At 55.6% G+C, this 12,962-nt stretch carries 11 protein-coding genes; all 11 read left to right on the forward strand.

The window, feature by feature from the left end; all coding sequences use genetic code 11:
- Positions 1-40: 40 nt before the first annotated feature.
- The 11 genes from KF947_RS07795 (at position 41) to KF947_RS07845 (ending at position 12,961) form a co-directional block, all read left to right on the forward strand.
- Positions 41-763: a DUF2491 family protein gene (locus tag KF947_RS07795; RefSeq protein ID WP_227405880.1), complete on the forward strand. Its 723-nt coding sequence runs from the start codon at positions 41-43 to the stop codon at positions 761-763.
- Between the two features lie 323 nt (positions 764-1,086).
- A complete protein-coding gene (locus KF947_RS07800; RefSeq protein WP_007112741.1) occupies positions 1,087-1,500 on the forward strand; it encodes a DUF350 domain-containing protein in 414 nt (137 codons plus the stop codon).
- A gap of 26 nt (positions 1,501-1,526) precedes the next feature.
- Positions 1,527-2,135, forward strand: coding sequence for a DUF1190 domain-containing protein (locus KF947_RS07805; RefSeq protein ID WP_133733321.1), 609 nt, complete (start codon positions 1,527-1,529; stop codon positions 2,133-2,135).
- A 19-nt stretch (positions 2,136-2,154) separates the two neighbouring features.
- Positions 2,155-3,321 (forward strand): glutathionylspermidine synthase family protein, encoded by a 1,167-nt coding sequence (locus KF947_RS07810; RefSeq protein WP_227405881.1) that lies wholly within the window; start codon positions 2,155-2,157, stop codon positions 3,319-3,321.
- 166 nt (positions 3,322-3,487) lie between these two features.
- Positions 3,488-5,542: a methyl-accepting chemotaxis protein gene (locus KF947_RS07815; protein WP_227405882.1), complete on the forward strand. Its 2,055-nt coding sequence runs from the start codon at positions 3,488-3,490 to the stop codon at positions 5,540-5,542.
- Positions 5,543-5,554: 12 nt separating this feature from the next.
- The gene (gene cheB, locus KF947_RS07820; protein ID WP_227405883.1) at positions 5,555-6,622 is read left to right on the forward strand and encodes a chemotaxis-specific protein-glutamate methyltransferase CheB; all 1,068 of its coding nucleotides are present in this window, start codon (positions 5,555-5,557) and stop codon (positions 6,620-6,622) included.
- Entirely contained in the window at positions 6,619-8,115 is a 1,497-nt protein-coding gene (locus KF947_RS07825; RefSeq protein WP_227405884.1) for a CheR family methyltransferase, read from the forward strand. The genes cheB and KF947_RS07825 overlap by 4 nt, the downstream gene beginning before the upstream one ends.
- A 1-nt stretch (position 8,116) precedes the next feature.
- Positions 8,117-10,237 carry a hybrid sensor histidine kinase/response regulator gene (locus tag KF947_RS07830; protein ID WP_227405885.1) on the forward strand — a complete coding sequence of 707 codons (2,121 nt, stop codon included), beginning with the start codon at positions 8,117-8,119 and terminating at the stop codon, positions 10,235-10,237.
- Positions 10,238-10,291: 54 nt separating this feature from the next.
- A complete protein-coding gene (locus KF947_RS07835; RefSeq protein WP_227405886.1) occupies positions 10,292-10,654 on the forward strand; it encodes a response regulator in 363 nt (120 codons plus the stop codon).
- A gap of 74 nt (positions 10,655-10,728) precedes the next feature.
- Complete coding sequence (locus tag KF947_RS07840; protein ID WP_227405887.1) at positions 10,729-12,411, forward strand: diguanylate cyclase; 1,683 nt, start codon at positions 10,729-10,731, stop codon at positions 12,409-12,411.
- Complete coding sequence (locus tag KF947_RS07845) at positions 12,401-12,961, forward strand: chemotaxis protein CheW (RefSeq protein ID WP_227405888.1); 561 nt, start codon at positions 12,401-12,403, stop codon at positions 12,959-12,961. The genes KF947_RS07840 and KF947_RS07845 overlap by 11 nt, the downstream gene beginning before the upstream one ends.
- Position 12,962 lies beyond the last annotated feature (1 nt).

Raw genomic sequence — 12,962 nt, forward strand, 5'->3', positions numbered from 1 at the left:
AAGAGCAAGTCAGCGTTTAAATTTATTAGGGAGCCAGGCCATGTTTAACACCCTCAAGGCACTTTTTCGCGCCACCACGGAAAAGCCGCCCGAGCCTAACACAGGCCGACCGGTAGCCGCGGGCCTACCTATGGGTATCAGCCAGGAAGACCTTGAGGACTTACGCCTGGATGGGCGCGTCAATATTAAGCTGATCGGCCTGCGTGCCCACCCCGATGCGCTGTTTCGCTGGAACGACGATGCCTACCATCATATTGCTGCCGTGGGACACGTCGATCTTGGTCAAGGAGCGCACTTGGTGCGCTTCTATCTGGATAACGACACCTGGCTGCAGGCCAACATTGAGAATGGTCAGGTGCTTGAATATAAGCTGTTCGACTTTTACCGTGTTGCCCATCTTTCAGACACTGAGTTTGATGACGCCATCAACGGAAAAGATAAACAGCCCGATAGCATCGGCGCCCAAACCATCGCGCTCACCTCAACCACTGAGGAGGCGCGCAGTTGCACCTATCAGCGAGTGTGGGGGAATGGTGACAGCCTGTGGTCGCCGCCGGTGGTTTTCGAAGAGCAGGTAATGACCACCGAGAGCGTGTCGGCGCGCCATGTGACCCACCATGCCATGCTCTATGAGCGCCCCATCGAAGGCGCTGAACGTATGGAGTACTTACTGCTGAGTGCTGAAAACGATGGCGAAGGCAGCTTTATGGTAGTGCACAACGTGGGGGTAGATGTGGCCTCTGTCGATATCGACGCGATGTAGTCTCCCGATTTTTTTACGACACGCTCTTATCGGTTCCTCGTTACTCAGTTATGGAATTAACTCTGCCAAATCTGGTAATTGCACCCGTGGGAGGTAGCTTTAGCTCGCGACCGTTTAGGCTGCCAGAATGATAAAACCTGGGTACCTTCGCCAACTGAAGTTGCCTCCCACAACAGGTAGCTAGTTGAGTGGCTTCATCTGGGATCCCGAGGCGCAAAATAGCTAATTAATATTAAATCCGCATAAGATAATGAAGAACGCTCTTTTAAGACATACTCTTTTAAGGCATCGCTTTTTTCAGCACTAAAAAGGAAACTGCCACCATGGTGAATTATCTCTACGGCCTGCCGTCATTTATTGCCTATCTAGTCACGGCGATTGTACTGCTCGCTGCCTTTATGTACTGCTACAGCCGTATTACCCCGCACCACGAGTGGACGCTGATTCGCGAAGGCAATGCGGCCGCGGCCTCTGCCTACGGCGGCTCCATTTTAGGTTTTACCATTCCGCTGTATAGCGCGATGGCCCATTCGATCAACTTTATCGATTTTGTGCTCTGGGGCATCGTGGCCTTTATTGTTCAGTTGGCCACCTTCTTCGCGGTTAAGCTGTTTCTGCGTAAACAGGGCGAAAGCCTGTCTCAACACATCACCGAAGGTCACCAGGCCTACGGCATTTTGATGGCCAGCGTGGCTGTGGCAGTCGGCTTGCTCAACGCCGCTTCGATGACTTGGTAACGACGACGTGGTAAAGGAGAGCCTGCATGTCTAAACACGATAGTACCCCTCATCTGCCGCGCCGCAAGCGCAGTGGGCGCTTGTCACTGGCGATGATGGGCGCCAGCGCTTTTGGTCTTACCGCCTGTGGCCAACCGCCCCAGGAAGAGCAAATCACCGATATAGAGTTCGATCAGCCGCGCAGCTTTCAAAGCGTAGAGGATTGCGTTGCGGAGAATGTCTATACTCGCAGCGCCTGTGAAGACGCCTACGAAGCCTCGTTAAAAGAGGTGCCGCGTTTCAGCACCCTTGAAGAGTGCGAGGCCGAACATGGCGAAGGTGCCTGTACTGCACCGACCGAAGAGCAGTCCCAAGCAGCGACTGGCAGCACTGGGGGCAGTTGGTTTATGCCCGCCATGATGGGCTATATGGTCGGCAGCATGATGTCCAACACCAACCGTGGACGCTCCTTCGAGCGGGTATATCAGGAGCCGGTGTACCGTAATCGCCAAAATCAGGGCAATTGGAACACCGCGACCAATCAGGCGACTCAGCGCGTCACCCAGCGTAACGATGCAATGCGCAATTCGGTGGCGACGTCTCAGCGCAGAGGCTTTGGCTCGCGCTCTTCTGCACGGGGTGGCTGGGGCTCTTAAGCCGCCAGCAAAGGTCTCTATGCTGCGAATCGATATCCCTGAACGAAGCAATTGGAAAGCCCTGGCCCACGAGCTGGGCTTTCATTTTCATACCATCGACGGGGAGCCCTACTGGAAAGAGGACGCCTACTACCAGTTCACGATGGAGCAGGTAGAGCGCGACATTGAAGCGCCTACCGAGGAAGTGCATGAGATGTGCATGGAACTGGTGGATAAGGTCTGCCACTCCAATGCACTCATGCAGCGTCTGGCGTTGCCTGAACACATGTGGGACAGCATCCACAACTCCTGGAAGTCAGGTCAGCCGCACCTCTACGGGCGAATGGATTTTGCCTATTCAGGCGATGGCCCGGCGAAGCTGCTGGAACTCAACTACGACACCCCTACCTCGCTCTACGAAGCGGGCTTTTTTCAGTGGGTGTGGCTTGAGCAAGCTATCCAGCAAGGCATCCTGCCCCGCCATGCGGATCAGTACAACTCGATTCAAGAGCGTCTGATCAATGCCATGGCGCACCTTGGCGACCGCATTGAAGCGCGCATGCTCTACTTCTCCTGTATCAAAGATAACGCCGAAGAGCGCGCCACCGTGCATTATTTACAAGACGTGGCGGTGCAGGCAGGCCTCAATGCGCCCTTTATCTTCACCGAAGATATTGGTCTATACCCAGGCGCGGAGCACTTTGTTGACCTTGATGACAAGCCTATCCACGCCCTGTTCAAACTCTACCCCTGGGAAGAGATGGCCGACGATGCGTTTGGCGAATATATCCCGCAGCTAAACACCCACTGGTTTGAGCCGCCCTGGAAAGCGATTCTCTCCAACAAGGGAATTCTGCCCCTGCTATGGGAGCATTTTGAGGGCCACCCCAATCTACTACCGGCGTTTTTCGAGGATGCCAACAGCCCGCCGCTGCCCGCAGGCTGGGTGCGTAAGCCGTTCTTTTCCCGGGAAGGCAGCAATGTGGAACTCATCACCCCCACCGGTCAGCGCGAGGCCGTGGACGGCCCCTACACCGACAGCCCATGGATTCGTCAGGCCTACCACCCGATGCCACGCTTTGGTAATAACCACGCCTTAATTGGCAGTTGGGTAGTGGGCGACCGCGCCTGCGGCATGGGCATTCGCGAAGACGTTGGCCGCATTACCAAAGACTCCTCCTGCTTTGTGCCCCACGCGATCGTGTAAGCGCAAGTACCAAAACACGCTTACCTAAGCTAGACAACCTTCATAAAAAAAGCTGAAATCGTTGCCACTACCCTAAGTAGAGTGGTAAGTATCACTCTACTTCTCACCCTGAGCGCTATTGAGCAGCGTCGTTAGGGCCACCGTTTACTTTGGAGCAACGGCGAACATGATGGCGCGCTGGAAATCCCTACCTCTACGGCTTCGGCTATTTCTCTCCTTTGGGATCGTCTTAGCACTGGCGATGCTCCTGGCGCTCTATCTTCAAGCACGCTCCCACAGCCAAGCGCGGCTGAACAACCTGCTCAACCAAGAGCTGCCGGCACAGGTCGAAGGGCTAGCCGCGCATATAAACCTTAACCTTAGCCAGGATCTCGCCATTTCCGAAAGCCTGGCCAATAGCTACTTTATTGAGCAGTGGGTTCGCGACGGGCTGCCTGAAGAACGACAAAACGATATTAACCGTTACCTTGCTCGCCTAATGGAGCAGTTAGATACCGAGCTGCTGTTTATCGCCGCTCAATACCAGGGGCGTGGCTACTATTTCCAACTGCGCAACGGTGAGTTTCTGCAGCGTGTTATCCAGCCGCCGGGTAGCGAAGATGATTGGTACTACAGTTTTACTGAAAGCGGTAACACTTACGAGCTGAATTTAGATAGTGACACCTTTTCTCCCGACGATGCCTTCGTATACGTCAATTACCGCAGCGCGGTAAATGCCGCCAACGGTCGACCGCTGGTCGTGGCTGGAGCGGGACTTGATCTCTCCCAGGTGGCCAGCTTGATTGATGACTTTCGCTTAGGTGGCATAGGTCACGCCTCGCTGCTCAGCGCTGAAGGTGAACTGCTCGTTCGTAGCGGTGAATATAGTGGTGAAAGCATTCGCAGTGATGAAACGGCGCCCATTGGCGAGACAGCAGCGGAACCCTTACCAGAGCAAGCGTCGCAGCGATTGCTGCGTGATGAACAACTTCAGCTACAAGAAGTTGAGCGCGACGGCCAGACTCTTTTGATTAGCACGCGTTGGCTACCCGAACTGCAGCGCTATTTGATGGTGGAAGTCGACAAAGAGGCCTACTTGGCGTCCACCCGCCAGCGCTTTCTTGAGTCCAGTGGTATAGGCTTGCTCATTTTGCTTGTCGGATTACTCATTCTCTACCCGCTGACCGGAAGCCTCATACGTCCGCTGATTGATTTCCAGCGCCAGCTGAAAGACATCACCCACAGCCTGGATCTTTCTCGGCGGGTCAGCACCGATGACAAAGCAGAGCTTGGCGATTTGGCCAATCAAACCAACGAGCTTCTTGAGCGTCTTTCCCGGGCGATTGCGGCAGTGGCCAAGAACGCTCAGGCACTAACGCAAGTTGCCGACCGCCTGGCGAAAACGGCTGGCCTTTCCGGTGTGCACGGGAGCGATATCGATCATGAAGCCAGCCAAACCATGGCCGCAGCGGTCGAGGAGATGGCCTCTTCAGTCGCGGAAATCACCTCCACCATGGAAGAGCTCTCTACCTCGTCAACCCAAATCGCCGATCATTCCCAGTCGGTGGTCGACGTTGCAAATCAGACGCTGGAGCGTAGCCGTAAAGGCAGTTCGGCCATGCAGCTGCTACAGTCAAAAATGCAGGATATCCGTAGCGACAGCGAGCAGAGCCTGACCGAGATCATGACGCTGGGGGCGAAGTCTAAACAGATCAACAAGGTTATGGAGCTGATCAACACCCTGGCCGCCCAGACCAAGCTGATCGCTTTTAATGCCGCCTTGGAAGCTTCAAGCGCGGGGGAGTCGGGCCGACGCTTTTCGGTTGTCGCCAGCGAGATACGCCGCTTGGCTGACAGCGTAACCGACTCAACCCAAGAAATTGAAGCGCATACCGATGATATTCAGACGGCCATTAATCGCTTAGTGGTGGCCTCTGAAAAAGGTGCCTCCTCCATCGAGCAGGGCGTAGAAGCGAGCATGAGCACCGCCCAGGATCTAGAGGCACTGCTCAAGGCGGCGAGTCAAACCAGCAGCGCGGCCCAGCAGATATCGCTGTCTACTCAACAGCAAAAAACCGCCAGCAGCCAGGTGGTGATGGCGCTGCGCGATATCGATACGGCCAGTTCACGCAACGCACACTCAGTGCGCAGTATTACCGATATCAGCCAGGACATGATCCATATGTCGGCTGAGCTTAACGCGCTGGTGCAGGAGTTCACCCTAACAAATAAAGATCGCTGATAAGGATACCGGATGAGTGTAATTCGGGTAGTCATTGCCGACGACAGCCAGGTAGCCCGCGACGTGCTACGCGATATCCTCAGTCGAGACGGTGATATTGAGATCGTGGGTGAAGCCACTAATGGCCGCGAAGCGGTGGAACTGGCCAAGCGCCTGGCACCGCAGCTAATCACCATGGATCTCAATATGCCGGTGATGGACGGCTTGTCCGCCATCGAAGAGATCATGTACAGCAAAGGGGTGCCCATCCTGGTGGTCAGCGACCGCTCCGATGCGCAAACGGCCTATCAAGCGCTAGAAGTGGGCGCGCTGGAAGTAATGCCCAAACCCACGTTGGAAGGAACCGACGCCGAGCGCCTTTTGGAGCGTGTACATCTGTTAGCCGGTGTCGCGGTGATCACTCGCCTACGGCGACGCGTCACTACGCCGGCCCCCATCATCACTCTGCCTAGCTTTCCCGTCGCTCCACGGGGAGTCCCGCGGGATTTTCAACACGTGGTGGCGATCGCGTGCTCCACCGGGGGCCCGCAAGCCTTAGTGCGTCTGTTGCGCACGCTACCTGCTGGTTTTCCAGCACCTATTGTGATCGCCCAGCACATCAGTCATGGCTTTATCGATGGCATGGCACAATGGCTGGGATCGCTGTGTGCCATGCCGGTCAGCGTGGGCCAGGAGGGTGAGCAGTTACGCCCTGGACATATTTATTTGTCACCTTCCGAGCGTAACTTATGTGTAACCCCCCGCCACCGTTTTCAGCTTCAATCCAGTCCCGAGACGTTTCTCTATCACCCCAGCTGCGACGTACTGCTGCAGAGTGTCGCAGAGGTCTACGGCAGTGATGCAATCGGCATTATTTTGACCGGCATGGGACGCGATGGTGTGAATGGCATCCGGGCTATTTATCAGGCTGGCGGTAGTACTTTTGCGCAAGATGAAGCCAGCTCGGTTATTTACGGCATGAATCAGGAAGCTGTTAAAGCGGGCGTCATACAACATGAATTACCACTTGATAGCCTGCCGGATCGGCTGTTGCGCGATGTTCGTGGCTACTTAGATAGCCGACCGGAGCCTCTGGCATGAGCGCGTTTGCCTCCTTTAAGGCCCTGGTGCATCAGCGCTGCGGTTTACACCTGGAAGGCTTAGCCGAGGCCCGCCTATTCCGAGCGGTGGCCAGCTTACAAACCTCCACCGGGCTAACCGACAACACTCAACTCCTCAAGAAATTAACCAGCGACCCAGCGCTATTCGATCAGTTTGTTAGTCACTTAACGGTGAATGAAACCTATTTTTGCCGCGAACCGGACGCCCTGAACTGGTTGGTCAGCACCTACTTACCTGAACGTTTAGCGACTGAGGAGCCGCCGCTCTCTATCTTTAGCGCAGGCTGCTCATCCGGCGAAGAGCCGTATAGCGTGGCGATGATGCTGTTTGAGCGCTTTGGTGAGCGGGCCAAAACACTGTTTACCCTCACCGGCGGAGACCTGGATCACCAAATCCTCGCCAAGGCACGCCAGGCGGTTTATAGCGGCATGGCATTTCGTGCCCTCTCGCCCGCCTTTAAAGAGCGTTACTTTAGCCCCTACCAGGGCCGCTACAAGCTTCACGAATCGCTGCGCCAATGGGTAACTTTTCGACCGTTTAACCTGTTAAACGCCAATGAAGACAGCCCCGGTGGCCCTTTTGATGTGATTCTGTTTCGCAATGTCTCCATCTACTTTGATCAGCAGACGCGGCGTCATATTCATCAGCAGCTTAGCCAATTGCTGGCCCCGAACGGTATTTTACTCTGTGGCGTCACCGAAACCTTCGGTAACGATCTCGGCGTGTTTGAACTAACCGAAGCCCGAGGCGTGTTTTACTTTCGCCATGCAGAGCAGCCCGGGGCAGTGCCAACGGCGTCCCTGCAGCCCCCTTTGCTCTCGGTAGACAACAGGGCTGGTGACAACATTGATAACGGTGAAAGCGCCACTATCGCGCTAACCAGCAGCGCTGGTTTAGCACCCGCTACGCCGACTGAGCAAGCAGCGAAAAATACAGAATTAGAAAACACAGGGTTAGAAAGCTCAGATTCAGAAAACAAAAATTTAGAAAACAAAGAGTTAGAAAAAACAGCAACGAACAGCATTACCCACCAACTGCACACCGCCCATCAGTTGCTCAACCAAAATGCGTTTGACGACGCCGCGACGCTGCTTGAGGAACTGCTTAAGCAACAGCCGTGGTCTATCGATGCCCTGGTGCTGTCAGGGTTAGTCGCCCGTTGGCAGCAGCAGCCTCAGCAAGCCTACGACTATTTCAAAAGAGCCATTTACGTTGCCCCGGATTGCTGGCCTGCACACTTCTATCTAGCCGAACTTTATCGCCAGGGCGAACTGACCGACGAGCCATTACAGCGCAAGCAGCGCTATGCTGCAGTAGTTCGTTTGCTGACCACCGCGCCCACCTCTGATGGAGGGCTAGAGACAATCACCCCGCCGCTACCGCCAGGCGATGCGCGCTTTCTTGCCGAACGTTATCTAAATACGGTGGACATCACACTGGCAACCGCAAGTACTACGCAGGGAGTGGGTTAATATGGCGCTGGATATTCGCCGCTTTATACAGCGCTTTGTGGAAGAAGCGGCCGACCACCTGCCCCGCCTGCGCGAAGGGATCAGCGCGCTGGAACAAGGCCACGCTGATCGTGAACAGGTCAACGAGCTGTTCCGCGCTGCGCATACGCTGAAAGGCTCGTCGCGAATGCTAAAACTGGTGCCGATTACAGCACTGGCCCATAGCACTGAAGAGCTGCTCAGCGCCCTGCGCGACGGCACGCTAACCGCAACGCCGCCGGTTATCAGCCTACTCAGCCAGGCAGTTGACGGGCTGGCAGACCTGGTCGGTCGGCTAGCCGAAGGGGCGACGGGTGACGACCTACCTGCCGCTGATGAGGCGCTATGTAGCGCTCTGGAAGCGACGGCCCTCGGACAGGCCCCACCTACTACCGCTGTGGTTACGCCGTCCTCTGAGCCTGCGCTATCGTCCTCCTCAACGCCTCATTCCTCCGCTGCACTAGTGACTGAGAGCGAACTGCGCCTTAGTGACACCGTACGGGTTCGTTTGGATCGACTGGACGATGTTATTCGTTTGATGGGGGAGGTGCTTTCAGGCCACCACCACTTACATGGGCTGGTTGATCAAGCCCGTGAGCTAAGCGCTACGCTTCCTGCCGAACAGCAAGGGCCTTTCCATGCCTTTCATCGTGAGCTGAAAGACAGCGTTTTAGGCCATGATTCGCTAATGAGCGACCTACACGACCGTGCGCTGCAAATGCGCATGCTGCCGCTAAGCGTGGTGTTTGACCCGCTCGCGCATATGTCCCGGGATCTGGCCCAGTCACTGGGCAAGCAGGTCGACTGCCGGGTGCGAGGCAGTGAAATCGAACTCGACCGTCAGATGATCGATCGCCTATCTGATCCGCTTATTCACCTGCTGCGTAACGCTTTGGATCACGGCTTGGAGCCACCTGCCGAACGCCAGGCAGCGGGCAAATCTCCCCGAGGGCAATTGATTATTGAAGCGTGGCAGGACGCTGACTGGGTGGTGGTTGAGATGCGTGATGATGGCGCTGGGATTGCGCTGGAGGCGGTGCGTCAGAAAGCACTCGCCAAGCAGCTGGTCAGCGAAGAGCAGTTGAATGCGCTGAGCGAACAGGAGACGCTGGAGCTTATTTTTCTGCCGGGCTTCTCTACCAAAAGCATGATTACCGATTTTTCTGGGCGCGGCGTAGGTATGGATGTAGTCAAACGCACCGTGGTGGACGAGCTCAACGGAGACCTGCAGCTTGCCAGCGAACGCGGCAGCGGCACGCGCTTTACCCTGCGCCTACCGCTCTCGCTGGCGATGATGCGGGTACTGCTGGTCAGCGTTGGGGGCGTCAACCTAGGGGTAACCGCGCCTTACGTATCAGAGTTGGTAGAGTGCTCATCACACTCATTCATTGATGCCGCCGGACAGCGCACGCTGATTTTACGCAACGAATTTGTGCCGGTGGTATCACTAGCCCAACTGCTTGAGCTACCCGCGACGACTGCAGCCGCTGATAACACCCTACTGCTGGTCGTCCACCAGCGGCACCAGAAACTCGCCCTGATTATCGACTCACTGATTGATGAGCGCGATATGGTGATCAAGCCTCTACCGGCGCATCTACGCTATTTACCACTAGTCTCGGGCATGGTTTCCATGGGACGCAATGCGCTGGTCAGCCTGCTGCATGTACCTGCCTTGCTGGAAGTCTCCCGGCATGGTACCCAACGCCCTAACGAAGAGCGCGCGACCGCCGCTCTCGCGAAACGCATTCTGGTGGTCGATGACTCACTAAATACCCGTGAAATAGAAAAAGACGTGCTCGAAGCGTGGGGCTATCACGTCACGCTGGCCGAAAATGGTCGCGATGGTTTAGCCAAAGCATTGGCAGAACCGTTTGATGCCATACTTACCGATGTTGAAATGCCGGTAATGGATGGTTTTGCGCTGACTGCCCGACTGCGCGAAAATGAGGTTTATCGTTATCGGCCGATTATTATCATCACCTCGCGAGAAAAAGAGGCTGATCGCCGACGCGGTATTGAGGTCGGTGCCGACGCCTACATCGTCAAGGGCAGTTTTGATCAAAACAATTTAGTAGAGACGCTCCAGGCCCTGCTGGGCTAACGACGAGCGTTACTGACACAACCGTGAATGACACAACAACCATGAGGTCATGGAATGCATATCCTGGTCGTAGACGACGATCCGCTTGCTGGGGAAATGACGGCGGCACTGCTTGAGTCTCAGGGCCATGAGCCTCTGCTGGCCAATGATGCGATGGAAGCCGTCGAGCAGTTAGACACTCACAGCGATATCCAACTGATCGTTAGCGATATGCATATGCCCCTGGTCAGCGGGTTAGCCCTATTAGCGATGCTGCGCGAACAGGGTAATAACCTGCCGTTTATTTTACTCACCGGGGACACGCCGGATGCAGCGCTTCAACAGACACCGGGCCTGAACGCCTGTTTGCGTAAAGATGCCGAGCTGGCTTGGAACCTGGAAGTCGCCGTGAGGCAGGCTCTAGCACTCCACGGCTAAGCCACGCTCGATGCGATGGAATGGATTAAAGATGGAATGGATCGCCGCTTTCGATCACTTACGTAGGTAGTTTGATGTCTAAGCCCGCCCCCTCGCTGCACGATAAGCTACATCAGTTGCGTGAGCGTTTTATTGAGCAGCTTCCCTCACGCTTAGCGCAAACCGCCGAGCTGTGGCAGCAGAGTCGCACGACGAGCGAAGAGCAGGCGCGGCTCGCGCCAGAGCTGCACCGCTTCTTTCATAGCTTAAAAGGAACCGGGAGATCCCTGGGATTTGAGCGACTTGCTCTACTGGCGGATCAGGCGGAGGAGGCACTCACTACCTCTCCCGCCCGCGACGATATCGATACGTTTATCAGCCAGCTGCTACTCCAGCTAGGCCGCGAGCAGCAGCACCTGCGTTCCCACCACGGTCAACAGCAAGCGCTGGCGGCCGTAAACAGCTTCGAGCTCACCAGTCAGGTTGAACCACCCCTGCGCAATAAGCGCCAGCGGTTAATCTATCTGTGCGATGACGAGCCCGAGCAGGTCGACCAATTGATTCATCACCTACGCTGCTTCGGTCATGAAGTCGTTCAGTTTATCGATACTGAAACATTCTTTAACGCCGTACTCACGCGTCGCCCTGATGCGGTCATCATGGATGTGCAGTTCCCTCAGGGCCAGACGGCAGGGACTGAAACTCTGACCAGTTTGAACAAACTAACCGGCCAGCCACTTCCCGCCATCGTTTTGTCGGCCCACAGCGACTTTAATTCACGCCTGAGTGCCGTTCGTGCAGGCTGCGGAGGTTACTTTACCAAGCCGGTAAAACCACTGGATCTTATGTTGGCAGTGGATGAGCTCACTGCTCCGGCGGTGGAAGAGCCGTTGAAAGTGCTCGTAGTGGATGATGAGCCCGAAGCAGCTGCTTACCACGCCTTACTGCTTGAAGAGGACGGCATGAGTGTTCATCAAGTGCATCATCCCGCCGATGCGCTTAATGCGATGGAGCGCTTTAGCCCTGATTTACTGCTGGTCGATGTCTATATGCCGGTGTGTTCGGGTGAAGAGCTGGCGACGATTATTCGTCAGCAGCCGGAATATCTGGGCCTACCGATTATCTACCTCTCTAGCGAAACCGACAGCCAAAAGCAGATTTCCGCCATGTCTGCGGGTGTTGAAGCCTTTCTTACCAAACCCGTGCAGCCCGATGAACTCGTTTCTGCCGTGCGTCTGCGTGCCGAACGCCTGCGTCTGCTGCGCTCATTAATGACCCGCGATAGCATGACCGGGCTGTATAACCACAGCACCACCACCGAGCTCATCACTAAAGCCCTCGCCCAAGCTCACCGCGAAGATAACCAGCACGCCATGGCGATGATCGATATCGATCACTTTAAACATGTTAACGATACCCACGGCCACTTAGCGGGCGATCAGGTGATTATCACCTTGGCGAGGCTATTGAAGAGCCGCCTGCGGCTATCTGATATTATCGGCCGCTACGGCGGTGAAGAGTTTGTTGTGCTGCTGAAAGGCATTAGTGCAGAGAAAGCCGCAACATTAATCGACAGCCTGCGCGAGGATTTTGCGCTGGTTGATTTTCACGCCGGCGACGTTCGCTTTCGCTGTACTTTCAGTGCAGGCATCAGCCGCTTCCCCGCGCACCCCTCTACCGAGTCGCTGCGTTTAAGCGCCGACCAAGCGCTCTATCGCGCTAAACACCAAGGGCGCAATCAGATAGTGATATCAACGGAGCTAGCCGATGAGCGCTGAATATTCCCGTGACGGCGAAGCAAATGAACGACCAATCGCTACACAGACCTTGGAGGAGGCATTAGCGCTAAACGGCGATACTGAAACGGTAGTTGATGTTGATGAACCCACCCAACAGCTAGTGCTCTTTCGACTCAATAACCAGCAGTTTGCGCTACCCGGCAGCTCGGTGAGTGAAATTTTATCCAGCGACCAGCCCGTCTATTACGTACCAGGGCTGCCCACCTCTACCGAAGGCGTGCTGCACCTGCGAGGCAAAATTGAATCCGTCATTAGCCTGCACCAGCTGCTCGGTTTACCTGCACCGGAAGGCACATCTAAGGGGATGATTTTGTTAGTCCGCACAGCGGGGATTACTAGCGGTGTGCGTATTGAGCAGCTCGACGACGTGTGCGAGGTCGCCCAAAGTATGCTGCAGGCTCCCCCCGAAACACTTCCCGGCACGCTGCGCCCTTATGTTAGTGCACTGTGGCAGATAGATGAGCGCCAAGCGCTTGCACTGCTTGACCCAGAGGCACTGTTCGACGCCTACCAGCAGGGACTGGGTTAAA

Source organism: Halomonas sp. FeN2 (assembly GCF_020595105.1).
Lineage (GTDB): Bacteria > Pseudomonadota > Gammaproteobacteria > Pseudomonadales > Halomonadaceae > Vreelandella > Vreelandella neptunia.